This window comes from Sphingomonas sinipercae (assembly GCF_011302055.1).
Classification (GTDB): Bacteria; Pseudomonadota; Alphaproteobacteria; order Sphingomonadales; family Sphingomonadaceae; genus Sphingomicrobium; species Sphingomicrobium sinipercae.
The window spans coordinates 645,883-671,186 of sequence record NZ_CP049871.1 but is presented as its reverse complement, the minus strand read 5'-3'; the positions used below and the strand labels follow the sequence as shown (position 1 = coordinate 671,186).

The following is a 25,304-nucleotide window of genomic DNA, read 5'->3' as shown; positions in this document are numbered from 1 at the left end:
AGGGTCAAGCAGCAGCGGCGTCATCGACATGCATCTCGGCCGCATTGCCGCCGTTCCACTCGTCGCGCTTGATGCTTCCGGCCAGCCACCAGCGCGTATCGGGCGCCGAAGCGAGCAGCGCCTGGCCAAGCGCGGTCGTGCCGCTGCGAAAGGCGATCCACTTGAACGTCTTACCATCGTCGCCGCAGGCCAGCCCACGGACATGGCCGTCGCCGACAATGCCCGTGTTCAAAAGCCGGCACGGTCCCGCGGCCACGCGCGGCGAGGGCCAACCCGCCCCGTACGGGCCGCCGGCGTCGAGCGCGTCGCACAGTTCGCCCACGATCCCGCCCGGCGCAAGCAAGGTGTCGAGCAGCAACGCCCGCGATCCGATCGCGCTTTCGATGTCGCCCGCCAGCCGTTCGTTGATGAAGGAGCGAAATGCCTCCAGGCCGCCTGCCGGTAAGGTCAGCCCAGCCGCCATGGCGTGCCCCCCGCCGGCGACCAGCAACCCGCTGTCCTTTGCGGCCAGCACCGCTGCGCCAAGGTCCACGCCGGAGATCGACCGGCCGGAGCCCTTGCCGGTGCCGTCCTCGCCCTCCGCAATAACGATTGCGGGCCTTCCGAACCGCTCCTTGAGCCGGCCGGCGACGATCCCGATCACGCCCGGGTGCCATCCGGCGCCCATGACCGTGATCACCGGGGCGTCGCCTTGATCCCTGGCCTTTAGCTCCGCTTCCTCGCAGACCTGGAACTCGATCGCCCGACGTTCCTCGTTGAGGCGGTCGAGCTCGCCGGCGATCTGCCGGGCTTCTTCGGGATCGGCTGTGGTCAGCAGGCGCACGCCAAGGTCGGATTTGCCGACGCGGCCGCCGGCGTTGATCCTGGGGCCAAGCGCGAAGCCCAGGTCCCGGCATGAGGGCGCCTTGACCAGCCGCGCCGCTTCGGCGAGCGCCGCGAGCCCGACGTTTTGCCGGCCGCCCATGACCTTGAGCCCTTGGGTGACGAAGGCGCGGTTGAGCCCGCGCAGCTTGGCCACGTCCGCGACCGTCCCAAGCGCGACGAGGTCGAGCAGGTCGATCAGCTTCGGCTCCTCGCGCTCGGCGAAATAGCCGCGTGCGCGCAACTCGCGCACCACCGCGACACCAAGCAGGAACGCCATCCCGACCGCCGCCAGATGGCCGTGCGCGGCGCCGATTTCGTCCTCGTCCAAGCGGTTTGGGTTGATGACGGCGTGAGCGACCGGCAGCAGGGTCGCGCATTGGTGATGGTCGACGACGATCACGTCCAGTTGCGCTGCCTTGGCCGCTTCCAGCGCCTCGAACGCCTGCGCGCCGCAGTCGACGGTCACCGCCAGGGTCGCGCCGCGGGCCTTGAGCTCGCACAAAGCCGTGCCGGACGGGCCGTAGCCCTCCATCAGCCGGTCGGGGATGTAGACCATCGGCTCGATCCCGAGCCTTCTGAACAGCAAGGTCAGGAGCGCAGCGCTGGTTGCCCCATCGACATCGTAGTCACCGAAAATGGCAACCGTCTCGCCGGCCGTGATCGCATCCGCGACCCGGCGAGCGCCCTTGTCCATGTCGCGGAAGGCCGACGGGTCGGGCAGGAAATCGCGAATGCGCGGGTCGCGATGCCGGGCGAGGTCCTCGCTGGCCACCCCGCGGGCGAGCAGCAACTCGTCGACCAATTGCTCCATCGCGGTCTCGCCATCGCTGGCCCGCCGCCAACGCCAGGCTTGCCCCGACACGGACTTTTCGATGTTCAGTGCGAAGGTCATCGGGCCCGGAATAGCAGTTGTTCCCGCAACTTGCGCGCATCTTCCCGCGGCAGTGCGGGAATGGTGTGGGCGGAAAAGCCCTGCCCGCCCGCGACCCCCAAGGCCATGTCGGCAACGCCGAACCAGCGCCGGACCAGGCCGTCGCTGACGTCGATGCTCTGGATCTTGTCGAGCGGCAGGATTCGGAGCCGCCGCCGCCACCAGCCGGTCCGGACCAACAGGCGGTCATCGTCCAGCAAATATCCCGTGCGGGCCCAGGCGAAGGCGCGCAGGACGATCATCAGAAGCAGCCCCCCGAAAATGGCGACCAGCGCGATCAGCATCGACTGGAACTCGCGCTGCACCAGCGCGCGGGTGACCCCGTCCATCATCAGCGGCGCCAGGCTGAACAGTGCGATCAACGCCGTGCACAGCATTAGCGGCGGCAACAGCGCTATCGCGGACGTCCACACGTAGGCCAACGACACCCGCTTCCAGGTCGCCTGCGACGGCAATGGCGACCACCCCAGCCCGGCCAATATCCGGCCCACTTCCGCCTCGCTCGCCAGGGGCGCGACCGAATGGTCGCCCGCCCCCTCATCCTGCGCCAGGTTCTGCAACTTGAGCTCGCGCCAGCCGAACAGGCTGCGCACCGGCCCGGTACCGACGATCGCGGCCTGGACTCGTCGCAACGGTATGCTCACGTCCGTCCTGGTCAGGAGGCCGCGCCGGCGGCGAAAGCTGGTTTCGGTCCGCTCCAGCGTGAAGCCGAAGTCCCGCAGCACGGTGCGGATCACGCCCGTCGCAACGCCGGCGATCAGGAGCACGACCAGTCCGGCGCCGATCGCCGCGACGCGGTGGGTCGACAGCGCTTCGCCAAGCCCGCTGCCGCGCGCCAGCACGCTGTCCCAGAACGCCTTGCTGAGCGGATCGAAGCCGAGCACGTCGCCGGCCGTCTGGGTCAATCCGACCAGGCCGGCGAAGATCGCAAGCGAGAAGTTGAACAGGCCGGACAGCGCCAGGCGGGCGGAATCCATTCGATAAACCGGCAACCGCTCCGCCTCGGCGGGCACCGTGGCGCCCTGTTCGACGGGGTGCGGCCGGCCGCGCACCAGCAGCCGGATCGCCTCGGCGCGCGCCAGCGGGATAGCGTGGAGCACGCCCTCGTCCGCCTTGCCGCCCGACGCGCCTCCCGTTTCGAACCGGACCGCGGCAATGCCGAGCAAGCGGGCGAAAAAGCCCTGCGTGATATCGACGTCCTGGACCCGGTCGAACGGGATCGACCGTTGGGTGCGGCTGAAGATGCCGCTGTTGATCCGGATTTCATTGGCGCCGACCCGAAACTGGAACCGGCGCCAGTAGATGATGCCGCCGACGACGCCCATCACCAGCAGCGCCAGCGCGAGCAGGATGGCAGTGCCGAAGCGCCCGGCAATGACGAGGTAACCGAGCAGCGCGTAGGCGCCCGCGACCTGGCGCAGGCTTCCGCCAAGCCCGGCCAGCAGGAAGAACGGATGCAGCCGCTCGACCGGCCCGATATCAGGCGAAATCGGTTCGGACATGCTCGCGGATGATGTCGCGGATCTCGGCCGCGCGGTCGGGCGAAAGCCCGGGCAGGGTGACGATGCTGTTATGCGTGCCAGCAGTGTGGACGACCAGCGAAGCGGTCCCGAACGCCTTGTCCAGCGGCCCGCGGGTCACGTCCAGATGCTGGACCCTGACCAGCGGCACCACCGTGTCGGTGTGGAAGAGCCAGCCACGCGCAACGCGAAGCAAGGTCTCGTCGAGCGCATAGCCGAGCCGGCGGAAGGCTCGCGGCGGGCTTACCAGCACGAACAGGGTGCCGGACAGCGGCACGAGCACGCTGAGGATCCCGTACGCACCTGTTTCCTTGAGCAACAGCCGGTCGAGCGCCACCGCAAGGACGGTCAAGACCAGCCAACGGACCGCAGCGCGGGCACGAAGGACGTTGCGATACCCCGGCTCTACCGGCTGCAGCGCATCCGGCGCCAGAGCGCCCTGTTCAGGTTCGGAATCCCCCACCGCGCTGACCTTAGCCGCGACTATGGCCGGGTCTAGAGCGAGCGCAGGCTGCCAAGCTTATAATGTTCGGTGGCGACCCGGCGCACGGTTCCGGAGCTTGCCCGCATGACGATGCTTTCGGTCGTGAAGCAGCCCTTGCGCCGGTGGACGCCCTTGAGCAGCGATCCGTCGGTGACCCCGGTCGCGGCGAAGATGCAGTCGCCCTTCGCCAAGTCCTGGATCGAATAGACGCGGTCGAGGTCGTCGATGCCCCAGCGGCGGGCGCGGGCGACCTCGTCGTCGTTGCGAAACAGCAATTTGCCCTGGATCTGTCCGCCGACGCAGCGCAGCGCCGCAGCGGCCAGCACGCCTTCCGGAGCGCCGCCCGAGCCCATGTAGATGTCGATGCCGGTATCGGGGTCTGCGGTCGCAATCACCCCGGCAACGTCGCCGTCGGGAATGAGGGTGATTCCGCAACCCAGGCCGCGCAGCTCGTCGATGATCTGCTGGTGGCGCGGCCGGTCGAGCACGCAGGCGATGATTTCGCTCGGCTCGACGCCCTTCGCTTGCGCCAGCGCGCGGACGTTGTCCGCCGGCGAGCGGTTGAGGTCGATGGTCCCTTCGTCGTAGCCCGGGCCAATCGCGATCTTCTGCATGTAGGTGTCGGGCGCGTTGAGCAGGCAGCCGCTTTCCGCGATCGCCAGCACCGCAAGAGCATTCGGCCCCGCGGTCGCGGTCAGCGTCGTGCCTTCCAACGGGTCGAGGGCGATGTCGATCTTCGGGCCGCTGCCCTGCGCCGAGCCGACCTTTTCGCCGATATAAAGCATCGGCGCTTCGTCGCGCTCGCCCTCGCCGATGACGACCGTCCCGTCCATCGGCAGCTTGTTGAGCTCGGTACGCATCGCCTCGACCGCGGCATCGTCGGCCGCATCGTTGTCGCCCCGCCCGACCCACTTCGAAGCGGCGATTGCCGCCGCTTCGGTGACTCGGACCATTTCCAGGACCAGTACGCGGTCCAGCGTTGACGAACTTTCGACGGCAGGCATGCGGGCAAGAACTCCTGTTTGTGCGAGGCGGGATAGGGGCGTCCCGGCGCGCTGTCGAGCAGCCTAGGACTGCTCCTCGGCCTCATGCTCGAGAAGGGCGTTGCGGACGCGCACGGCGCGGGCGCCGAGCCGCGTTTCGACGAGGAACACCGCGAACGCCAGTCCGAGCGCGACCATGCAGACGATGAAGATCATTGCGATGGCGGTGCCGAAATGCCCGCTGATCAGCGTGCCGGCGAACAGCAGGACGACCACGACGCAGATTAGCACCGCGGCAAGCACCGCCAGCCAGATCGCCCGTGTGACCAGGACGATCCGCCGGTCGAGCACGCCCAGTTCGTCGAGCAGCCGGTCGTGCTCGGTCCCCCGGCTGGCGAGCAAGCGCGGCTCTACGTCGCGGGTGCGATCGACGATTCGCGACAGCCGCCCCGTGCAGACGTTTAGGAAGGCGCCAATGCCGGCCAGCAGGAAAACCGGGGCCAGCACCGACTGGATGATCTCGGCGACTTCGCTGACGGCGGTTTCGGAGGTCGGGAGCGGGATCATGGTCGCCCTTTAATCACGATAGGCAGGCAGCGACCAGCCGCGCGAGATGGCAAAGCCGCGAAGCGCGAACCCGGCGGCGGCGGCGGTCAGCGCCGCGACCGAGCCGCCGAGGCCGACGACGGTCAGCGCAACGAACAAGCCGGCCGACATTGCTGCTGCGGTCACGTAAAGTTCGGGCCGCATCAGCACCGACGGCTCCCCGGCCAGCAGGTCCCTGATGATCCCGCCCGCACATGCGGTCAGCACGCCCATCGCAAAGGCGGGCACCGGCGCCACGCCGAAGCCGAGCGCCTTCGCCGCGCCGTAGGTGGAATAAGCGGCAAGGCCCGCCGCATCGAACCAGAGCAACGCCTTGCCGGTGAGCCGCCGTCCGCTGACAAGCCAAACGAGAAGCGCTGCGGCGATGCAGATGATCAACGTCGCGTTGGTGTGGACCCAAAATACCGGCGCGCCGATCAGCAGGTCGCGGATGGTGCCGCCGCCGACGCCGGTCGCCACCGCGAAGAAGATGAAGGTAACGAGCGTCTGGCGCTTTTCGGCAGCGACCAGGGCGCCGGACACCGCGAACACCGCGATTCCAAAGTAATCGAGCAGCACCAGCGCTGCGGGAATGGCATTCGCCTCGTCCATTGCCCGTCATTGCGAGGAGCGGAGCGACGAAGCAATCCGGTTGCGCCAATGGATCGCTTCGTTCTGCCCGCAATGACGGTTATGGAGCGCGAATGACCGACAAGACCGATCGCGCGAACCCGACCCTGGAAGACTGGCAGCATTGGACGCTGGTGATGGGCCGCGCCCAGCAGATGCTGATGGACGCGTGGGCCGAAGGGCTGAAGCAGGCGCAACCGGGCGATGCGCCCACCGCGCCCGCATGGGGCGCCTTCCCGCCCGCGTTCGGTTTCGGCGCGGCCCAAGGCCAGGCGGACCCGATGGCGCTGATGAACGCCGGCGCCGAAGCCTGGGCCAAGGGCCTTGAGGCATGGGGCCAGATGGTTGGCCTGCAGCCGGCCGAAGGCGCGCGGAAGGACCGGCGCTTCACCGCCCCGGAATGGCGGGACAACCCGCTATTCGACCAGATCCGCCAGACCTACCTTGCGCTTGCCGACCGAATGCTTGGCAGTGTCGAGCAAATCGAGGGGCTCGATCCCGAAACCCGCCAGCGGATGAAGTTCGCGACGCAAAGCTTCGTCGACGCGATGAGCCCGTCGAACTTCGCGCTGACCAACCCGCAAGTCCTGAAAAAGACCATCGAGAGCCGGGGTGAGAATTTGCTCAACGGCCTCGCCAACATGCTCAAGGACGTCGCCGCGGGCCAGGTGACGCAAAGCAGGGGCGGGGCGTTCGAACTGGGCAAGAATTTGGCGATGACGCCGGGCAAGGTCGTCCACGAAACCCCGCTTTACCAGCTGATCCAATATTCCCCGACGACCGAGCAGGTTCTGGAAACGCCGCTGGTCATCTTCCCGCCATGGATCAACCGCTTCTACATCCTCGACCTCACGCCCGAAAAAAGCTTCGTCAAATGGTGCGTAGACCAGGGCATCACCACGTTCATGGTCAGCTGGAAGTCGGCCGACGAAAGCATCGCCGATGCAACGCTCGACGACTATGTGCTGGGCGGCCAGGTCGATGCGATCGACACCATTCGCGACCTGCTCGATGTCGAAGGCGTGCACGCCATCGGCTATTGCGTTGCGGGCACGACGCTGGCCGCGACCCTCTCCTACCTCGAAACCGCCGGGCAGTCGGCCAAGGTCAAGTCGGCCACCTTCTTCACCGCGCAGGTGGATTTCAGCGAGGCCGGCGACCTCAAGCTGTTCACCGGCGCCGACACGATGGCGTTGCTCGAGCAGCTGACCGCCGAGAAAGGCTATCTCGACGGCCGCTACATGGCCGCGACCTTCAACCTGCTGCGCGGGCGCGACCTGATCTGGAATTACGTCGTCAACAATTATCTGCTGGGTGAGGAGCCGCCGCCGTTCGACCTGCTGCAGTGGAACAGCGACACGACCAACCTGCCGGGCGGGTGGCACCGCGATTATCTGGAGAGCTTCTACAAGGCCAACCGGATGATCGAGAAAGGCGGGATCAAGGTCGCCGGAGTCGACATCGACATCACGAACGTGAAGACCCCCTGCTACATCCAGGCTGGCCGCGAAGACCATATCGCCCCGCCGGAAAGCGTGTGGAAAGTGATGGACTATTTCAGCGGCGAGAAGCGCTTCGTGCTGGCCGGGTCCGGCCACATCGCCGGCGTGGTCAACCCGCCGTCCGCGCAAAAATACCAATATTGGACCAACGACCGGCCGTGCGGGACGCTCGAAAGCTTCATCGAAGGTGCCACCGAGCATAAGGGAAGCTGGTGGCCCGATTGGCGGCAATGGCTGCAAAAGCAGGACCCGAAGACGGTCGCGGCAACCGGCGCGCGGATTCCGGGCAAGGGCAAGCTGAAAGCGATCGAGGACGCTCCGGGCCGCTACGTCCGCTCCCGGTGAGGGCCGATCAACACTTTTCGTATTTCCAGTTCCGCTTGCGCCCTTCGGACAGCCATTCGACGGCGGTGGCGATTCGCTTTGCGCGGGTCTCATCGCGCTTGGCGTCGGCGATCCATTCGACATACTCACGGCGGCAACTGGGACTGAAGCCGTCGAAGGTCGCTTGCGCTTTCGGCGCCTTGGCCAGCGCCTCGGCAAAGTGCGGATGCATCTCCGGCGCCGTCTTGGCCGCCTTGGCCTGACGCGGCGCCGGCGCCGAGCGCGCCAGCTCGGCGGCTTCCCGGATCAGGGCTTCAAGCTCCGGGTCCGCGGGAAGATCGGCGACATCCTTGAGCTTCCCGAACTGGCCCATGGCCCCCGGCGTCGCCTCGCCGCCGCTCAATTCCTGGCCGCGCCAGAAATTGAGCGCCGCATGGGCTTTGAAGGCAGCCATCACGAGGACGATCTTGCCGCCTACGGTGAAGCTTGGCGCGCCCCATTTGAGCGTTTCGTCAACGTCGGGGATCGCCGCGTGCACCCGCTCGCGGATGTGGGCGAGGATGGGCCGGGCAAACGGCTGCGCGCGCTCAATGTAGGCGTCGATCCGCGCGTCGCGGCTCAAATGATTCCCCCGCCCAGCATCAGCCGGACGATACCCACGACGATGACGAACAGGTTGAGGTTGCGGCCGGCGGTCGTGCGGGACATCGCGCCCACGACTGCACCGACGATCGCGAGTGGGATGATCAGCCAGTTGGCCCATCCCAGCAGCGGGATGAAGGCGACCACGGCAAGCAGCAGCGCGACCACCCCGATTATCAGCGATACCACGTTGAACATCTTCGCCCCTTTCGATTGTCAGGGGAGGTTAGCAGCTCACATCGCGGTTGTGACGGGGGAAATTCGCTGCAGCAGCTGGCCGTCGCAGACGATGTCGACGGCGCCGACTTTCGCCGGCGAAGCCCATTGGCCGCGCACGTCGTGGGTGACCAAAGCCTGCGTTGCAAAGCCAGTCGGCGGCGTGACCCGCAGAGTCGCGACCATCTGCACCGGCTCGCTCCTGCGGCTGAGCGCCTGCGGATCGAATTCGACCCGATAGCCGCCGGTCGGGGTCGTCACCTTGCCGGTAACGATCAGCGTCGGCTGCGCATTGGGGCCAGGCATTGCGTTCACCCACGCGGCCCAGTCGCTCGATCCGGCGATCGGGCAGCCCGCGGCGGTGGGGTCCACGGCGGGCGGATAGGCGGCGCAACCGGTCAGCAGGAAGGCCGCGGCGGAGGCGATGGCGAGTGTCTTCATGATGAGCCAATGCCGATGGCGCGAAAGCGTTCCATCACACCAGTTCGCCCGGGTCGCCGCCTGCCGGGCGCTGATGCAGTAGCGAGGCCACGTACAGCGCCAGCGCTGCCCAGATCGCCCCGAAGGCGATGCCGTGCCACACGGTGAAGCGCTCCCCGTAAATCGTCACCGCACAGACGAACTGCAAAGTCGGCGCGATGAACTGCAGCATGCCGAGCGTCGAATAGCGCAGCCGGCGGGCGGCCGCTGTGAACAGGATGAGCGGGACGCTGGTCGCCACGCCAGCGAGCAGCAACAGCGCCGCATCGCCGGTCGACGCGCCAAACACTGCTTCGCCGCCGACGGCTCGCCAGGCGAGCCATACCGCGGCGAACGGCAGCAGCATCGTCGTCTCGATGGCCAATCCAAGCGTCGCGTCGACCTCGGCGATCTTGCGCAGCAGGCCATAGGTGGCGAAGCTCGCGGCCAGCGTCAGGCTGATCCACAATTGCCCGGCCGCCTGCACCGCAAGCCCGGAAATGCCGGCGCCGGCGACGGCGATTGCAACCCATTGCAGGCGCGACAAGCGTTCCTTCAACACCACGCGCCCAAGCACGATGTTGACCAGCGGGTTGAGGTAATAGCCAAGGCTCCCGGCAAGGATGTGCCCGCTGGTGACGGCAAAGACATACAGCAGCCAGTTGACCGCGATCAGCAGCGAGGTGAGGGCCAGCAACCGCATCGTGCGGCGATTGCGGAGCACTTGCGGCGCCACCTTGATCGAGCCGAACGCGGCGAGCAGGAGCAGCAGAAACGGGACGGACCAGACGATCCGGTGAGCGACGATGTCGACCGGTCCGACGCCGGACAGCGCCTTGAAATAGATCGGCAGCAGCCCCCACAGGCCGTAGGCGCTTACCCCGAGCCAGAAGCCGCGGCGGGCTTCGCGGGCGATGTGTGGTGCTGGAGGGTTCATCCGAACCGGGCGGTAGCGGGCGGCGAAACGATTTCAACAGCTTTGGTAAACGGGGCGCTGGTTGCATCCTGCGGGCCGCAGTGTCACCGTGATTTGGACAGCGAGACATTATGACGGTGAAGTTTTCTTCCTTTGCGGCAACGGCGGGGCTGGCGTTGGCGCTTGTCCTTGGCGGCTGCACGTCGTCGACGCTCAAGCAGCGCCGTGCCGGGGCATCGGTCACGGTCGAGCCGGAACGGCCGTCCGACGTCTGGAAAGCCGTCGCCACCGCGCCCGACCAGAGCCGGATCCAGCGGCTCGGCCTGGCGTGGCAGGACGCACTGATCCAGGTGAAGGCGCGCCACGCGCGCGACGTCGCGGCGGAAGGCATCTTGCTCAAGCCGATTGCCGCCGAGCCCCGCCCGCAGCCCACCCCGGGCAGTTACAATTGCCGGCTGATCAAGCTTGGCCGCGCCGCGAAGAAGGGCCCGCTGTTCGAGAAGTTCAAACCCTTCTTCTGCTACGTCCTTGCCGACGACCAGGGCACGCTGACGATCGTCAAGCAGACCGGCAGCCAGCGGCCTTCCGGCCAGCTGTGGGACGATGACGGCGGCAAGCGGATGATCTTCCTCGGCAGCCTTGCCATCGACGATGAAAAGGAACCGCTGGCCTACGGCGAGGATCCCACCCGCGACACCGCCGGCGTGTTCGAGCGGATTGCGCCGATGCGGTGGCGCCTGGTCATCCCCTACCCGCGCAGCGGCGCGAAGCTTGAGGTGTTCGAGCTGACCCCGGTGCCCAACCAGCCGGAATGAGCGAGGCCGGCCTGCTGGCCGATCCCGCGGAAGTCCGTGCGCACCTTATCGGCGCCGCAGCCGCGGGCCAGTCCCTGACGTACTCGGATCTGCTCGGCGCGCTCGGGCATCGGTTCACGCGGCCCAAGATGCGCGCCTTGTGCAAAGTGCTCGCCGTCATCGACGAGGAAGCGGCCGAGCGCGGCGAGCCGGAGCTTGCCGTGCTGGTCGTGCGCCAGTCCGACGGCCTGCCCGGCCAAGGCTGGTGGGTTGGCGGCGGCGCGGTCCAGCACGGCTACACTGGAATATGGGAGGGTCCGGGCGCGCAAAAACTCGTCAAAACGCTTCAGGGCCTGGCTTTTGACTATTGGGCGAAGCACGCGGGTTAGAATTCTCGCGCGCAACGGCTAAGTGGGCCAAGCATGGCCCATGACCGCACCTTTACCGTATCCGAAGACGACGATGGCATTCGCCTCGACCGCTGGTTCAAGCGGCACCAGGCCGATGTCAGCTTCAACCTCGTCTCGCGCTGGGCGCGCACCGGCCAGCTTCGAGTCGATGGCAAGCGGGCCGAACCGGGCGACCGGATCGCAAGCGGGCAGGAAATCCGCATTCCGCCGGCAGAAGCGCAGCCGGCGCGGGCCACCAAGCCGCAGCGGCGGCGCGAACCGCTGACGGAGGCAGAGGTCCAGCTCGTCCGTTCGATGGTCATCCAGGAAAGCGCCGACGCTTTCGTCCTCAACAAGCCGCCGGGCCTCGCGACTCAGGGCGGCACCAAGACCACGCAGCACCTCGACCGTTTGCTCGACGGCCTGGCCGATGACGAGGGCCATCGTCCGAAGCTCGTCCACCGCCTCGACAAGGACACGTCCGGGGCGATCCTCGTTGCGCGCAACGCGCGCGCCGCCGGCCTCTTTTCCAAGGCTTTCTCCAGCCGCACTGCCAAGAAGGTCTATTGGGCCCTGGTGGTCGACGTGCCGGCCGGCGAAGAAGGCGTCATCGAACTGCCGCTGTCGAAGCAACCCGGCACGGGCGGCGAAAAGATGCAGGTCGACGACGTCAATGGCCAGCCGGCCAAGACCCGCTGGCGGATTATCGAGCGTGCCGGCAACCGCGTCGCCTGGGTTGAGCTGCAGCCGCTGACCGGCCGCACGCACCAGCTGCGCGTGCACATGGCGGCGATCGGCCATCCGATCGTCGGCGACGGCAAGTATGGCGGGCCCGACGCGTACTTGACCGGCGGAATCAGCCGCAAGCTTCACCTTCACGCGCGGCGCCTGCGGATCGACGCACCGGGCGGCAAGATCGACGTCACCGCGGAGCTTCCGGACCATTTCGCCCAATCGCTCGACACGCTCGGCTTCGAAATCGCGCTTGGCGACCACCTGCCGCCGCGCAAGGCGGAGGGCACGCCGTTAAGCCCGCGCAAGCCCAAGCCACAGGCGCGCCGCGGCGCTGGCCGAATCAAGCCGGCGCGCGGTGGAAACAGGGCCCGATGAACAAGCTTGCCATCTTCGATTGCGACGGCACCCTGGTCGACAGCGGCGCGGCCATCTACCGCGCGCTCAAGGATGCCTTCGCGCTGCATGGCGCGGCCTTGCCACACCCGGACGTCAGCCGGCGCGTCATCGGCCTCAGCCTGAACGAGGCGATGGCCGCCTTGCTCCCGGACGAAGATGCGGCGACTCATCGCGCGCTGTCCGAAAGTTACAAAAGCTGTTTCCAGCAGGCTCGGGCCGAGGGCCGGGTGGAGGAGCCGCTGTATGACGGCGTGCTCGACCTGCTCGACGAGCTGGAGCTGGACGGATGGCTGCTTGCGGTCGCCACCGGCAAGTCCGACCGCGGCCTCGACCGCTGCCTTCAAAGCCATGGCATCCACGCCCGCTTCATCTCTCTGCAGACCGCCGACCGCCATGCGTCAAAGCCGCACCCAAGCATGGCGCTGACCGCCATGGCTGACGCCGGCGCGGCGGCGGACACCACCGTGGTCATCGGCGACACCTCGTTCGACATGGGCATGGCCAAGGCTGCCGGTGCCGCCGGGATCGGGGTCGCCTGGGGCTATCACGCCGCGGAAGAATTGCAGGCTGCGGGTGCGTTTTCCGTCGCCGACCACCCGGGCGAAGTCGCGCCGCTGGCGACCCTTGCGCTGGAGCGTTCGCGTGGTTGACGAAACGGTCTGGAAGCGCCGCTTCGCCACCTTTGCCTTGCTTCGCCTGAGCGGGCTGGCGATCTTCTTCCTGGGCGTCGCAATCGCCTTTTCCGACATCATCCAGCCCGGCGGCTGGCCCGCGCTTGGCGGGCTGCTGGCGATCGCCGGACTGCTCGAAGGGCTGGTCATGCCGCGCATCGCGAAGCGGGCGTGGGACCGGGAGGATGCGGGCGAAGGACGCCCGTGAAGCGGTTCTGGAAAGTTGCCGAGCCGGTCGAGTCAAACGACGGCTGGACGATCGAGCTCGACGGCCGGCCGGTGCATACGCCCGCGCGCGCATTGCTCCAGCTGCCGACGAAGGCGCTGGCGGACGCGATCGCGGCCGAATGGAGCGGCGCTGCCGACACCATCGACCCGCGCGCAATGCCGCTAACCGGGCTTGCCAATGCGGCGGTCGATCGAATCCAGCCCGACCCCGAAAGCTTTGCCCGCGATCTTGGCCGCTACGCCCAGGGCGACCTTGCCTGCTACCGCGCCGAAGGACCGCGTGAATTGGTCTCGCTCCAGGCTGAAAGCTGGGACGCCCTGCTGGCCTGGGGCCGCCGCCGGTTCGATGTCGATTTCCAGACGACGAGCGGCGTCATGCACGTCGACCAGCCCATTGCGACGGTAGAGCGGCTCAGCCACGCGGTGGCCTCGGTCGCGCCCTTCCAGTTGGCTGGCCTGTCGCCGCTCGTGACCATCGGCGGCTCGCTGCTTGCCGCCCTCGCCGTGCTCGAAAAAGCGATGACGCCCGAAGCGGCATGGGGCTGCGTCACGGTCGATGGCCGCTGGCAACTCAGCCAGTGGGGCGCGGATTCGGAGGCGCGGCAGCGGCTCGACAACAATCGCCGCGATTTTCTCGCCGCCGCGCGGTTCCTAGAGCTGCTCGACGCTTAGTGCGCGGGGCCGATCAGGTCCCGGACGAACGCATTAAGGCCCGTCTGGCTCGATCGCTTCGCCCGCTCGGCACTGACGATCGCCTGGACCCGGTCGAGGCAGGCGTTCATGTCCTGGTTGACCAGCACATATTCGTATTCGGCCCAGTGGCTGATCTCGTCCGCGGCGCGCTGCATCCGCTCGCCGATCACCTGCTCGCTGTCGGTCGCACGCGCCCGCAACCGCCGCTCGAGCTCGGTCATCGACGGCGGCAGCAGGAAGATGGTGACGAGATGTTCGCCAAAGTCGGGCTCAAGCTGGCGCGCGCCCTGCCAGTCGATGTCGAACATGATGTCCCGGCCGGCCTTGAGCGCCGCCTTTACCGGCGCCTTGGGCGTGCCGTAGCGATAGCCGAACACCATCGCCCACTCGACCAGCTCATTCTCCTGGATCAGCCGGTCGAACTCGGCATCGTCGACGAAATGATAATCTACGTCTTGCCGCTCGCCGGGGCGCATCGGCCGGGTGGTCGCCGATACCGACATGGTGATTTCGCTGTCGGCCTCCAGCAGCATCCGCGCCAGGGTCGACTTGCCCGCGCCCGATGGCGAGGAAAGGACGATCAAGAGACCGCGGCGGCGCCGGCCGGGAGATGCTTCGGACAGGTCCATGGCCGCTCTTGCTTCGGGTCACCGGTGGCCGTCAAGCGGCGGGTTGCCGCAGTGCAGCAGAAACAGCCTTGAAATGGTGCGGCGCAGCATATATGTTGCACTGCACAAAAGGAGATTTTCGATGGTTGCTGAAACCGAAACTGCAGTTGAGAACGCCGCCAAGGCTGGCGAAGCTCAGGTCAAGGCCGTGGCCGAGACGACGAAGGCCGCCGCCAAAGCTGGCGCAACCCAGGCCAAGAAGGCGCAGCGCAAGACTCGCCGTGCCGCTTCGACGACCAAATCGTCGACCCGTGCGTCCGCCCGCAAGGCTTCGCGCAAGACCACCCAGCGCACGGCTCGCACCGTTCGCAACGAAAGGAACGATGACGTGAACTTCCAGTCCAACAACGCTTTCGCCGGCTTCAACGCCTTCCCGATGGTCAATGGCTTTGAAGAGCTGTTCAGCGATGCCGCTGGCCGCACCGAAAACGTCGCGACCCGCTCGCGCAAGGCGGTTGAAGATCTGACCGAAATCACCCGCGGCAACGTCGAGGCGATCGTCGAAGCCGGCCGTATCGCCACCGCCGGTGCGCAGTCGATCAGCCAGCGCGTCATCGCCAAGAACCGCGACAGCCTGGACCGGGCTTCCGAAACGGTGCGTTCGCTGACGTCGGCCCGCACCCCGGCCGACCTGCTTCAGGCGCAGGCCGAATTCCTGCGCGGTTCCTTCGACCGCTTCGTTGCGGAAAGCTCGGAACTGACCGAATCGATGGTCAAGCTGGCCGGCGAAGCCATCCAGCCGATTTCGAACCGCGCCACGGTTAACGCCGAGCGTTTGAACGAACTGGTTGCCTGACACCCTCCCCTCCTAGTCGGGCAAGCATCGGGCGGCCGCTCTCCTGTGGAGGGCGGCCGCCTTTTTTTCTGGCCGGACCGGCGACGTCACGCCTTGCAGCGACTTCCCCGACCGCCCTATCTAGGGCCGCGACATGATCATGATTGAACCGAAGATGGCGGCCGGCCCCGGCCGCGGCGATGGTCTCGAGGACACCGAAACCGGCGTCGCGACGCGGACCCGGCCGAAGACCAAGAAGCCGTCCAACTACAAAGTGCTGATGCTCAACGACGATTACACGCCGATGGAATTCGTCGTGCTCGTGCTTCAGCAATTCTTTTCGATGAGCATCGAAGACGCGACCAAGGTGATGCTCCAGGTTCACCAGCAGGGCGTCGCCGTCTGCGGCGTCTTCACCTACGAAGTCGCGGAGACGAAAGTCAGCCAGGTCATCGACTTCGCCCGCGAAAACCAGCACCCGCTGCAATGCACGCTGGAGAAGGCTTGAACCGCCGCAGTTGCGCCGCGCACCACGCCCGCTAAACGGCGGCGGTGGACAGCATATGGATCAAAGGCGGTAAGCGCCTCGAAGGCAAAATCCCGATCAGCGGCGCGAAAAACGCGGCCCTGACCCTCCTGCCCTGCGCGCTCCTGACGAGCGACAAGCTGACGTTGCGCAATTTGCCGCGCCTCGCCGACGTCGACAGCTTCGGGCATTTGCTCAACGGGCTTGGCGCGTCGACCGCGATCGAAGGCGTCAAGAAGGGCGAAGTCGGCCGCCGCATGACGCTCCACGCGGCCGAGATCGAATCGACCGTCGCCCCTTATGACATGGTGCGCAAGATGCGCGCCTCGGTACTCGTCCTTGGGCCCATGCTGGCGCGTGCCGGCGAAGCGACGGTGTCGCTGCCGGGCGGCTGCGCCATCGGCGACCGGCCGATCGACCTGCACTTGAAGGCGCTCGAAGCGATGGGCGCGGAGATTGAGCTTGCCGCCGGCTATGTGAAGGCCAGCGCGCCCAAGGGCAGGCTGCCAGGCGGCGATTACAGCTTCCCCGTCGTGTCCGTCGGAGCGACCGAAAATGCGCTGATGGCGGCGGTACTTGCGACCGGTCGCACGCAATTGTTCAACGCCGCCCGTGAGCCCGAAATCGCCGACCTGTGCAACCTGCTGGTCGCGATGGGCGCGAAGATCGACGGCATCGGCTCGGCCCACCTGATCATCGACGGCGTCGAGGGCCTGAACGGCACGACCTACGACGTCATGCCCGACCGTATCGAGGCCGGCAGCTACGCCTGCGCTGCGGCCATCACCGGCGGATCGCTGGAGCTGGTCGGCGCCCGGCTGGATGACATGCGCGCAATCTTCACCGCGCTTTCGCACGCCGGCCTGATGCTCGAGTTTTGCGAGAACAGCATCCGGGTCACTGCCGACACCCGGCTCAAGCCGCTGGCGCTTTCGACCTCGCCCTTCCCCGGCTTCCCGACCGACATGCAGGCCCAATTCATGGCGATGCTGGCGCTGGCCGACGGCGACAGCTTCCTTGAAGAAACCATCTTCGAAAACCGCTACATGCACGTGCCCGAGCTTCGCCGCATGGGCGCGGACATCGACATTCACGGCCGTTCGGCGATCGTCCATGGCGTCAAGGGCCTGACCGGCGCGACCGTCATGGCCACCGACCTGCGCGCCTCGATGAGCCTGATCCTCGCCGGCCTCGCCGCGGAGGGGGAGACCGAAGTGCTGCGGGTCTATCACCTCGACCGCGGCTACGAGCGGCTGGAAGAAAAGCTTTCCGCCGTCGGCGCGACCATCGAACGGCGCAGCGCCGGCTGACGCTTAGTGCGCCGCTTTCGGCGTCTCCATGATCTCGACCAGCACGCCGCCCATGTCCTTGGGGTGGACGAAGAAGACCGGCGTCCCGTGCGCGCCGATGCGCGGCTCACCGAGCACGCGCGCGCCTTTGGCTTCAAGCTCCGCCTTGGCCGCTTCGATTTCCGGCACTTCGAAGCAGACGTGATGCTGCCCGCCAGCCGGGTTCTTCTCCAGGAACCTGGCGACCGGCGATTCCGGCCCGAGCGGCTCGATCAGTTCGATTTGCGAGTTTGGCGTATCGACGAAGCACACCCGCACGCCCTGCGCCGGCAGGTCGAACGGCGCGCCATGCGGCTTGGCGTCGAACATCAGCCGGTACGTCTCCAAGCTCCGCTCGATCGACGGCGTCGCGACGCCGACGTGGTTCAATCGTCCGAGGGTCATCTCTCACTCCTGAAGCCGAGACCGAGCAGCAGGTCCGCGGCGATAAAGGTCATCAGGCACAGGCTGATGCCGTGCAACACCAGCAAAGACCAGAAGCGCGCGCCATCCTCGCTGCGCTCCACGTAGGTCCGATACAGCGGCAACCGCCCGGTCCGCACCCCCCGCACCATCCGCCACCCGATCAGCGGCACCAGCGCCAGCGTCAGTAAGCCGACGAAGAGCTGTTCACCGTTCACCGGTCACCGTCATTGCGAGCGAAGCGAAGCAATCCCGTCATGCAATGTCCGCGAAGAGATCACGCCAATCAGGATTTCGAGCCTCGATCAAAGAAAGCTTCTTCAGCCGGGAGCCGCCCTTGATCTGCTTTTCCCTGGAGATTGCCGCTTCCATGGTTTCCGCCTGCTCGAACCATGCGAGCAATTTGCAACCGTACTGCTTGGTGAACCCGTCGGCCAAGCCAGATCGATGCTGCCAAACCCGCTCCGGCAAGTTTGAGGTCACGCCGACGTACAACGTCCCGTTCCGCTGACTCGCCATCATGTAAACGGCCGGCTGCTTCACCTCGCCGTCATTGCGAGGAGCGCAGCGACGAAGCAATCCAGCTGCGCAATTCTGGATTGCTTCGCTACGCTCGCAATGACGAGGTTGGATTTTCCACCACCACCTCGCTCCTCACGCTGTTGGCAATGAAGCACGCGTCGTGCGCCTTGTGATGCAGCTCGGCGACTGAAGCTTCGTCCGGCGCGCTGTCGCCCCAAACGATCCGCGGGCGCAGCGTCACCCGGCTCATCCACATCCGCCCGTCGGCGCGCTTCTCCATCACGCCTTCCGCCTCATCGACATAGCTGTCGACGACGAACCCGGCCCGCCGCGCGAAGTCGACGAAGAACAGCATGTGGCAGGACGACAGAGAGGCGACGAAGGCCTCCTCCGGATCGACACCCGCCGGATTGCCCCACGGCTCCGGCACGATGTGCGTGCTCGGCCCCGCCGGCACCACCGCGCCGCCATCGAACGCCCACTCATGCGCGCGGCTGTACTGCCCCTTGGCGAAGTCGCCGTCGCCGGTGCGGCTCCAGCGGATGGTGGCGGTGTAGCTGATCACTACCCAATACCGAGTTGGTGAAGCACGACGAACACAAAAAAAGCTCCGGTGACGAGAGTCACAGCTAATGCATTCAGAGCCATCGCCCGACGTTTCGGAGCAGACTTGAACAACAAGAGGGCGCTCCATTGGAATGCGGTGCGGCTCAGCAGTCCAGCAAACATCAGAGCCACGAACGCCGTTCCCGCGGCGGGCAGCTTCGCCACTAAGCCGACTAGCACAACAACGAGCGCTGCTGCCGTGCAGCCCAAAGAAAACAGGTAGAGCGCCCCTAAAGCGGAATGTTGTCGTGCTTCTTCCACGGGTTCTCCAGCTGCTTGTCGCGCAGCTTGCGCAGACCCGCCGCGACCCGGCGCCGCGTGGAATGCGGCATGATCACGTCGTCGATGTAGCCGCGGCTGGCGGCGACGAACGGGTTGGCGAAGCGCTCCTCATATTCGGCGGTGCGCTCCGCAATCTCTTCCGGCGTACGCCCACGGAAGATGATCTCGACCGCGCCCTTGGCGCCCATTACCGCGATTTCGGCGGTCGGCCAGGCATAGTTGAGGTCGCCGCGCAAATGCTTGGACGCCATTACGTCGTAGGCTCCGCCATAGGCCTTGCGCGTGATCACCGTGATCTTCGGCACGGTCGCTTCGGCGTAAGCGAACAGCAGCTTCGCGCCGTTCTTGATGATGCCGTTATGCTCTTGCGCGACGCCGGGCAGGAAGCCGGGGACGTCGACGAAGGTCAGGATCGGAATGTCGAAGGCGTCGCAGAAGCGGACGAAGCGCCCCGCTTTCTTTGAGCTGGCGATATCGAGCACGCCGGCCAGCACCATCGGCTGGTTGGCGACGACGCCGACCGTGCGCCCCTCGATGCGGCAGAAGCCGGTGATGATGTTCGCCGCATGCTTGGGCTGGATCTCGAAAAAATCGCCCTCATCGGCGACCTTCCGGATCAGCTCGTGCATGTCGTACGGCGTGGCCGCGCTCGGCGGGATCAGCGTGTCCAGGCTGTCCTCTATCCGGTCCCACGGGTCTTTCGTCGGCCGACTCGGCACGTCGTGGCGGTTCGAAAGCGGCAGGAAGTCGAAGAACTCGCGCGTCGCCAGCAGCGCGTCGATATCGTTCTCGAACGCGACGTCGGCGACGCCCGACTTGGTCGTGTGCGTGACCGCGCCGCCAAGCTCTTCCTGAGTCACCACTTCGTTGGTCACCGTCTTCACCACGTCCGGCCCGGTGACGAACATGTAGCTGCTATCCTTCACCATGAAGATGAAGTCGGTCATCGCCGGCGAATAGACCGCGCCGCCCGCGCACGGGCCCATGATTAGGCTGATCTGCGGCACCACGCCGGATGCCAGCACGTTGCGCTGAAACACCTCGGCATAGCCGCCGAGCGAGGCGACACCTTCCTGGATGCGCGCGCCGCCGCTGTCGTTGAGTCCGATCACCGGCGCGCCGACTTTCAGCGCCATGTCTATGATCTTGCAGATCTTCTGCGCGTGGCGTTCGGACAGCGATCCGCCGAAGACGGTGAAGTCCTGCGCGAAGACGAACACCAGCCGGCCGTTGATCGTGCCCGACCCGGTGACGACGCCGTCGCCCGGGATCTTCTGCGCTTCCATCCCGAAGTCGGCGCAATTGTGCTCGACGAACATGTCGAGCTCCTCGAAGCTGCCCTGGTCGAGCAGCACCGACAGGCGCTCGCGGGCGGTCAGCCTGCCCTTCGCATGTTGCGCTGCAATACGCTTTTCACCGCCGCCGAGCCGCGCCTGCTGGCGCCGCTTTTCAAGCTCTTCGATCGTCGTTGCCATGGAAACCTTCATGCAGCCCGGCTCAGTCGGTCGTCCTTTCACGCTCGGTTGGGCGCGTCAACGGCGGCCTAAGCCTTGTTGCAGCGCAGCATGACCCCCATTTCGCACTAACAACGATTAAGGTTGCGGAACTGCACTGGTGCGGAGCCGTTCAACACATGAGGTTCCAACATCGGAGATTTACTGGAAATGCTGAAAAGCGTCGGGGTGCCTGTCGAGTCGAATGCCGAGCCCTCGGCACCGGATTCTGAACGTCCAACTTTGCTGTGCTTCTCGCACCTGCGGTGGGACTTCGTATTTCAGCGTCCCCAGCATCTGATGAGCCGGTTCGCTGAAGAGATGACGGTGATCTATTGGGAAGAGCCGGTCTTCGTCGGCGCCAAGGAAACCGCGCACCTCAAAGTCCGCGCGGCCGACGACTATCCCAAGATCCGCATTGTCGTCCCGCACCTTCCCGAAGGCCTTGACGAGGATCGGCAGGAAGCGGCCCTCAAGCGCCTTCTCGAAGCCTATTCGGCCGGCCTGACCCGTCCGCTGGTCGCTTGGTATTACACGCCGATGATGCTGCCTTTCACGCGCGACCTCGACGCCAGCGTCGTCGTGTTCGACGCGATGGACGAGCTGTCCAAGTTCAAGGGCGCACCGGTCAAGTTGCTCGACCTGGAGCAGGAGCTGATCGACCGCTCCAGCCTCGTCTTCACCGGCGGGTCGAGCCTGTTCGAAGCGAAGAAGGACCGCCATTCGAGCGTCCACCTCTTCCCCTCGTCGGTCGATCGCCCGCACTTCGCCAAGGCCCGCAAGGAACTGCCTCAGCCTAAAGACCAGGCCGGCATCCCGCATCCGCGCCTCGGCTTTTACGGGGTGATTGACGAGCGCTTCGACATAGACCTGCTCGACCGGATGGCGGCGATGCGCCCCGAATGGTCGTTCGTCATGGTCGGCCCGGTGGTGAAGATCTCCGAGGACGACCTGCCGCGTCGGGCGAACATCCATTATGTCGGCGGCAAGAAGTACGAGCAGCTGCCGACCTATCTGTCGGGCTGGGACGTGGCGCTGATGCCGTTCGCGATGAACGAATCGACGCAGTTCATCTCGCCGACCAAGACCCCTGAATATCTGTCCGGCGGCAAGCCGGTGGTGTCGACTCCGATCAAGGACGTCGTGCGCCATTACGGTCACCTTGAAGGCGTCGAGATCGCCGGCACCGCCGAAGAGTTCGTCGCCGCGTGCGAGCGGATGCTTGCGCTCGATTCGGAAGGCGATTGGCTGGGCGAGGCCGACCTGATGCTTTCCGCGACGAGCTGGAGCACGACCCAGGGCCGGATGTCGGCGCTGATCCACGAAGTGCTCGACGAGCGTGTGCCCTCGACCAGTTCCGCATTGCTGGTGGCCGCAGAATGAACGCCAGCCAGGGCGCCGGGAAGCGCTATGATTATCTGATCGTCGGAGCCGGCTTTGCCGGCTCCGTTCTTGCTGAGCGCCTGGCATCGCAGCAGGGCGCGTCGGTCTTGCTGATCGACCGGCGCAACCATGTCGGCGGCAATGCCTATGACGAGGAAGATGCAGCCGGCATCCTGTACCACAAGTACGGGCCGCACATCTTCCACACCAACGCCCAGGCCGTGGTCGATTATCTGTCGCAGTTCACCGACTGGCGACCCTACGAGCACCGCGTCCGCGCCGTCGTTCGCGACCAGTTGGTGCCGATCCCGATCAACCGCACCACGCTCAACAAATTGTTTGGCCTCGACCTGAAGACCGACGAGGATGCGGCGGAATATCTCGCTTCACGGGCCGAGCCAGTGGACGAGATCGTGACCTCGGAAGACGTCGTGATCAACGCCGTCGGCCAGGAACTCTACGAGCTGTTCTTCCGCGGCTACACCCGCAAGCAATGGGGCCTCGACCCGTCGGAGCTCGACAAGCAGGTCACCAGCCGGATTCCGACCCGGACGAACACCGACGACCGCTATTTCGGCGATACGTTCCAGGCGATGCCGCTTCACGGCTACACCCGGATGTTCGAAACCATGCTCGACAATCCGCTGATCGAAAAGCGGCTCGGCACCGACTTCGCCGACTTCAAGGACAGCTGGCAGGAGATCGCCGATCATTTGATCTTCACCGGCCCGATCGACGAATATTTCGACTTCCGCTTCGGCAAGCTGCCCTATCGCAGCCTCCGGTTCGACCACCAGACGCTCGACCAGGAGCAGTTCCAGGAGGTCGCGGTGGTGAATTATCCGTCGGAAGACGTGCCCTACACCCGCATCAGCGAGTATAAGCACCTCACCGGCCAGGAGCATCCCAAGACCAGCATCACCTACGAATATCCGTCGGCGGAGGGCGATCCTTATTACCCGATCCCGCGGCCGGAGAACCAGGAGCTGTTCAAGAAGTATGAGGCGCTTGCCGACGCGACCGACAACGTCACCTTCGTCGGCCGGCTCGCCACTTACCGCTATTACAACATGGACCAGATCGTCGGCCAGGCACTGGCCACCTTCCGGCGCATGGAAGAAAAGCGGCAGCAGGGACAACCGCAGGAGACTGCGGTCGCCGCCGAGTGACTAGCGCCGCCTCACAGCCCACGGCTCCGCTAGAGCTGTGGGGCGGCCTGGAATGCTCGATCGTCCGTTTGGGCGACGACTACCGCAACCAGCTGGCCGAAACCGGGCACCTCGCCCGGATGTCGGACATCGACGCGATGGCCGACCTTGGCATCAAGGCGGTGCGCTACCCGATCCTGTGGGAGATGGTGGCCCCGCAAAGCCCGCACGAGCTCGACTTTTCCTGGCACGAGCCGCGGCTGGAGCGGCTGCGCGAGCGCGGGGTCGAAGTCATTGCGACATTGGTCCACCACGGCTCGGGGCCGCGCTATACCGATTTGCTCGACCCCAATTTCCCCGACCTGCTCGCCGATTATGCCGGCCGCGTCGCTCGCCGCTTCCCGTGGATCCAGATGTGGACCCCGATCAACGAGCCGCTGACCACCGCCCGCTTTTCCTGCCTCTACGGCCTTTGGTATCCGCATTTGAAGGACCGGGCCGCGGCCTACCGCACCTGCGTCCTCCAATGCCTTGGGATCGCGCGGGCGATGGACGCGGTCCGCAAGGTCAATCCGGACGCCAAGCTGATCGCGACCGAGGACGTCGGCAAGACCTTCGCCACCGACCGTCTGCAATATCAGGCCGACCATGAAAACGAGCGGCGCTGGCTGGCCTTCGACCTGCTGACCGGCCGTGTGGGCCGCGAGCACTATTATTGGGACGACCTTGTCGATTGCGGGGTCGATCCGGTGGCGCTCGAGGAACTCGCGGCCGGCTCGGGAATGCCGGACATCATTGGTTTCGACCATTATCTGACCAGCGAGCGCTACCTCGACCACCGCGCCGAGCGCTATCCGGATGAGCCGGTCGGGGGCAACGGACGCGAAACCTACGTCGACGTCGAGGCGGTGCGAGTCGCCAAGCTCAAGCACCTCGTCGGCCCCGGCAAGCGGCTTCGCGAGCTGTGGGAGCGGTACCGGCTGCCGATCGCGGTCACCGAAGTGCATCACGGCTGCACGCGCGAAGAACAAGTGCGCTGGCTCAACGACGTCTGGCAGGCCGCGAAGCGCGAGCGGGCGCGCGGCGCCGACATCCGCGCGGTCACCTTGTGGGCGCTGTTCGGGCTGGTCGACTGGCGCTCGATCCTTACCCGCCGCGACGGCATCCATGAGCCTGGCGCCTTCGACACCCGCTCGCCCGAGCCGCGCCGGACGATGATCGGCAATGCCGCAGCGACCCTCGCGCGCGGCGGAGAGCTTGCCCACCCGACGCTCCAGCTTCCCGGCTGGTGGAAGCGCCCGGGCCGGACCTACGCTCGCCGCCGCTACGAAATGCTGCCCAGCAATGCACTGGCCAATGCGCAGCCGATCCTGATTACCGGCGCCACCGGCACGCTGGGCCAGGCGTTTGCCCGGATCTGCGCCCACCGCGGCCTGCCATTCGTTCTGACCAGCCGCGCCGAGCTCGACATTACCGACGAAGCGTCGATCGCCGCCGCGCTTGCCCGCTATCGTCCCTGGGCGATCATCAACACCGCCGGCTTCGTCCGCACCTGGGAAGCGGACGAGAAGTTCGACGAGTGCATGGAAATCAACGCGACCGGGCCGGAACTGCTCGGCCGCGCCTGCAACGCGGCGGGCCTTCCGCTGGTCACCTTCTCCTCCGACCTCGTCTTCGACGGGCAGCTTGGCCGGTCCTATGTCGAGCCGGATGAGACCGCCCCGGCCTGCGCTTACGGCCGCAGCAAGGCGGAGGCCGAGCAGCGGCTCCTGGGAATCGATTCCAACGCGCTGATCATCCGCACCAGCGCCTTTTTCGGCCCGTGGGACCGCTTCAACTTCCTCGTCGACACGGTCCACAAACTGCGGCGCGGCGAAGACGTGTTCGCAAGCGACAAGTCGGTCGTTTCACCGACCTATGTGCCGGACCTGGTGCACGCCACGCTCGACCTGTTGCTGGACGACGAAAAGGGCATCTGGCACCTGACCAACCAGGGCGCGATCAGCTGGCACGAACTGGCGCGCGAAATCGCCGACCGCGCGCACCTCGACAGCAAACTGGTCCATTCGAACGATGCCCCGGCCGCCGACACGAGCCTTAGCAGCAAGCGCGGCCTGCTCCTGCGCCCGCTCGATCAGGCTTTGAGCGATTTCGTCACTCACGCCGAAGCGCTTCGCGCCTAGCGCGC

At 66.1% G+C, this 25,304-nt stretch carries 30 protein-coding genes; 13 read left to right on the top strand and 17 right to left on the bottom strand.

What is annotated here, in order from left to right:
• Positions 1–4 precede the first annotated feature (4 nt).
• From recJ to G7078_RS03430, 6 genes are all read right to left on the bottom strand, one after another.
• Positions 5–1,756 carry a single-stranded-DNA-specific exonuclease RecJ gene (gene recJ, locus G7078_RS03455; protein ID WP_166093026.1) on the bottom strand — a complete coding sequence of 584 codons (1,752 nt, stop codon included), beginning with the start codon at positions 1,754–1,756 and terminating at the stop codon, positions 5–7.
• Entirely contained in the window at positions 1,753–3,297 is a 1,545-nt protein-coding gene (locus G7078_RS03450) for a PH domain-containing protein (RefSeq protein ID WP_166093024.1), read from the bottom strand. The genes recJ and G7078_RS03450 overlap by 4 nt, the downstream gene beginning before the upstream one ends.
• Entirely contained in the window at positions 3,275–3,778 is a 504-nt protein-coding gene (locus tag G7078_RS03445) for a PH domain-containing protein (RefSeq protein ID WP_246166451.1), read from the bottom strand. Before G7078_RS03445 ends, G7078_RS03450 begins: the two co-directional genes overlap by 23 nt.
• A 32-nt stretch (positions 3,779–3,810) precedes the next feature.
• A complete protein-coding gene (gene glpX / locus G7078_RS03440; protein WP_166093022.1) occupies positions 3,811–4,803 on the bottom strand; it encodes a class II fructose-bisphosphatase in 993 nt (330 codons plus the stop codon).
• A 63-nt stretch (positions 4,804–4,866) separates the two neighbouring features.
• Positions 4,867–5,349 (bottom strand): DUF2721 domain-containing protein, encoded by a 483-nt coding sequence (locus G7078_RS03435; RefSeq protein WP_166093019.1) that lies wholly within the window; start codon positions 5,347–5,349, stop codon positions 4,867–4,869.
• A 9-nt stretch (positions 5,350–5,358) separates the two neighbouring features.
• Entirely contained in the window at positions 5,359–5,979 is a 621-nt protein-coding gene (locus G7078_RS03430) for a trimeric intracellular cation channel family protein (RefSeq protein ID WP_166093017.1), read from the bottom strand.
• Positions 5,980–6,071: 92 nt separating this feature from the next.
• Here G7078_RS03430 and G7078_RS03425 point away from each other — a divergent pair, with 92 nt between their 5' ends.
• Entirely contained in the window at positions 6,072–7,844 is a 1,773-nt protein-coding gene (locus G7078_RS03425) for a PHA/PHB synthase family protein (RefSeq protein WP_166093015.1), read from the top strand.
• A 7-nt stretch (positions 7,845–7,851) separates the two neighbouring features.
• On the opposite strand, the gene G7078_RS03420 is transcribed toward G7078_RS03425, so the two are convergent.
• The 4 genes from G7078_RS03420 to rarD are packed head-to-tail and all read right to left on the bottom strand — an operon-like array spanning position 7,852 to position 10,077.
• On the bottom strand, positions 7,852–8,445 hold the full coding sequence (locus G7078_RS03420) for a YdeI/OmpD-associated family protein (RefSeq protein ID WP_166093013.1): 594 nt from the start codon (positions 8,443–8,445) through the stop codon (positions 7,852–7,854).
• Complete coding sequence (locus G7078_RS03415; RefSeq protein WP_166093011.1) at positions 8,442–8,663, bottom strand: hypothetical protein; 222 nt, start codon at positions 8,661–8,663, stop codon at positions 8,442–8,444. Before G7078_RS03415 ends, G7078_RS03420 begins: the two co-directional genes overlap by 4 nt.
• A gap of 36 nt (positions 8,664–8,699) precedes the next feature.
• Positions 8,700–9,122 carry a putative periplasmic lipoprotein gene (locus G7078_RS03410; RefSeq protein WP_166093009.1) on the bottom strand — a complete coding sequence of 141 codons (423 nt, stop codon included), beginning with the start codon at positions 9,120–9,122 and terminating at the stop codon, positions 8,700–8,702.
• A gap of 34 nt (positions 9,123–9,156) precedes the next feature.
• Positions 9,157–10,077, bottom strand: a complete 921-nt coding sequence (gene rarD, locus G7078_RS03405; protein WP_166093007.1) for an EamA family transporter RarD — start codon at positions 10,075–10,077, stop codon at positions 9,157–9,159.
• A 116-nt stretch (positions 10,078–10,193) separates the two neighbouring features.
• Between rarD and G7078_RS03400 the strand changes: the two genes are divergently transcribed.
• The 6 genes from G7078_RS03400 to G7078_RS03375 are packed head-to-tail and all read left to right on the top strand — an operon-like array spanning position 10,194 to position 13,941.
• Positions 10,194–10,871, top strand: a complete 678-nt coding sequence (locus G7078_RS03400; RefSeq protein ID WP_166093005.1) for a DUF4893 domain-containing protein — start codon at positions 10,194–10,196, stop codon at positions 10,869–10,871.
• Positions 10,868–11,239, top strand: a complete 372-nt coding sequence (locus G7078_RS03395; protein WP_166093003.1) for a ribose-phosphate pyrophosphokinase — start codon at positions 10,868–10,870, stop codon at positions 11,237–11,239. Before G7078_RS03400 ends, G7078_RS03395 begins: the two co-directional genes overlap by 4 nt.
• A gap of 33 nt (positions 11,240–11,272) precedes the next feature.
• The gene (locus G7078_RS03390) at positions 11,273–12,349 is read left to right on the top strand and encodes an RluA family pseudouridine synthase (RefSeq protein WP_166093001.1); all 1,077 of its coding nucleotides are present in this window, start codon (positions 11,273–11,275) and stop codon (positions 12,347–12,349) included.
• Positions 12,346–13,020, top strand: a complete 675-nt coding sequence (locus tag G7078_RS03385) for an HAD-IA family hydrolase (RefSeq protein ID WP_166092999.1) — start codon at positions 12,346–12,348, stop codon at positions 13,018–13,020. Before G7078_RS03390 ends, G7078_RS03385 begins: the two co-directional genes overlap by 4 nt.
• Positions 13,013–13,249, top strand: coding sequence for a hypothetical protein (locus G7078_RS03380; RefSeq protein WP_166092997.1), 237 nt, complete (start codon positions 13,013–13,015; stop codon positions 13,247–13,249). The genes G7078_RS03385 and G7078_RS03380 overlap by 8 nt, the downstream gene beginning before the upstream one ends.
• Positions 13,246–13,941, top strand: a complete 696-nt coding sequence (locus tag G7078_RS03375) for an ATP12 family chaperone protein (protein WP_166092995.1) — start codon at positions 13,246–13,248, stop codon at positions 13,939–13,941. The genes G7078_RS03380 and G7078_RS03375 overlap by 4 nt, the downstream gene beginning before the upstream one ends.
• On the opposite strand, the gene gmk is transcribed toward G7078_RS03375, so the two are convergent.
• The gene (gene gmk, locus G7078_RS03370) at positions 13,938–14,591 is read right to left on the bottom strand and encodes a guanylate kinase (RefSeq protein ID WP_166092993.1); all 654 of its coding nucleotides are present in this window, start codon (positions 14,589–14,591) and stop codon (positions 13,938–13,940) included. The two genes, G7078_RS03375 and gmk, sit on opposite strands and share 4 nt — an antisense overlap.
• Before the next feature lie 121 nt (positions 14,592–14,712).
• On the opposite strand from gmk, the gene G7078_RS03365 reads away from it, so the two are divergent.
• From G7078_RS03365 to murA, 3 genes are all read left to right on the top strand, one after another.
• A complete protein-coding gene (locus G7078_RS03365) occupies positions 14,713–15,426 on the top strand; it encodes a phasin family protein (protein ID WP_166092990.1) in 714 nt (237 codons plus the stop codon).
• Positions 15,427–15,580: 154 nt separating this feature from the next.
• Entirely contained in the window at positions 15,581–15,913 is a 333-nt protein-coding gene (gene clpS / locus G7078_RS03360) for an ATP-dependent Clp protease adapter ClpS (RefSeq protein WP_206367484.1), read from the top strand.
• Between the two features lie 44 nt (positions 15,914–15,957).
• Positions 15,958–17,241, top strand: a complete 1,284-nt coding sequence (gene murA / locus G7078_RS03355) for a UDP-N-acetylglucosamine 1-carboxyvinyltransferase (RefSeq protein ID WP_166092986.1) — start codon at positions 15,958–15,960, stop codon at positions 17,239–17,241.
• A gap of 3 nt (positions 17,242–17,244) precedes the next feature.
• On the opposite strand, the gene mce is transcribed toward murA, so the two are convergent.
• The 6 genes from mce to G7078_RS03325 all read right to left on the bottom strand — a co-directional run bounded on the left by mce (position 17,245) and on the right by G7078_RS03325 (position 20,567).
• Positions 17,245–17,664 carry a methylmalonyl-CoA epimerase gene (gene mce, locus G7078_RS03350; RefSeq protein ID WP_166092984.1) on the bottom strand — a complete coding sequence of 140 codons (420 nt, stop codon included), beginning with the start codon at positions 17,662–17,664 and terminating at the stop codon, positions 17,245–17,247.
• Complete coding sequence (locus G7078_RS03345; RefSeq protein WP_166092981.1) at positions 17,661–17,900, bottom strand: hypothetical protein; 240 nt, start codon at positions 17,898–17,900, stop codon at positions 17,661–17,663. Before G7078_RS03345 ends, mce begins: the two co-directional genes overlap by 4 nt.
• A 37-nt stretch (positions 17,901–17,937) precedes the next feature.
• A complete protein-coding gene (locus G7078_RS03340) occupies positions 17,938–18,204 on the bottom strand; it encodes a GIY-YIG nuclease family protein (RefSeq protein WP_206367483.1) in 267 nt (88 codons plus the stop codon).
• An 85-nt stretch (positions 18,205–18,289) separates the two neighbouring features.
• Positions 18,290–18,769 carry an OsmC family protein gene (locus G7078_RS03335; protein WP_166092976.1) on the bottom strand — a complete coding sequence of 160 codons (480 nt, stop codon included), beginning with the start codon at positions 18,767–18,769 and terminating at the stop codon, positions 18,290–18,292.
• A complete protein-coding gene (locus G7078_RS03330; protein ID WP_166092974.1) occupies positions 18,769–19,071 on the bottom strand; it encodes a hypothetical protein in 303 nt (100 codons plus the stop codon). Before G7078_RS03330 ends, G7078_RS03335 begins: the two co-directional genes overlap by 1 nt.
• Entirely contained in the window at positions 19,041–20,567 is a 1,527-nt protein-coding gene (locus G7078_RS03325) for an acyl-CoA carboxylase subunit beta (protein WP_166092972.1), read from the bottom strand. The genes G7078_RS03330 and G7078_RS03325 overlap by 31 nt, the downstream gene beginning before the upstream one ends.
• Before the next feature lie 318 nt (positions 20,568–20,885).
• Between G7078_RS03325 and G7078_RS10900 the strand changes: the two genes are divergently transcribed.
• Genes G7078_RS10900 through G7078_RS03310 form a run of 3 tightly spaced genes read left to right on the top strand, consistent with a single transcriptional unit; the run spans position 20,886 to position 25,299 of the window.
• Positions 20,886–21,968 (top strand): glycosyltransferase, encoded by a 1,083-nt coding sequence (locus G7078_RS10900; RefSeq protein ID WP_246166450.1) that lies wholly within the window; start codon positions 20,886–20,888, stop codon positions 21,966–21,968.
• A complete protein-coding gene (gene glf, locus G7078_RS10895) occupies positions 21,965–23,137 on the top strand; it encodes a UDP-galactopyranose mutase (RefSeq protein WP_166092968.1) in 1,173 nt (390 codons plus the stop codon). Before G7078_RS10900 ends, glf begins: the two co-directional genes overlap by 4 nt.
• Positions 23,134–25,299 (top strand): SDR family oxidoreductase, encoded by a 2,166-nt coding sequence (locus tag G7078_RS03310; protein ID WP_166092966.1) that lies wholly within the window; start codon positions 23,134–23,136, stop codon positions 25,297–25,299. Before glf ends, G7078_RS03310 begins: the two co-directional genes overlap by 4 nt.
• Positions 25,300–25,304 lie beyond the last annotated feature (5 nt).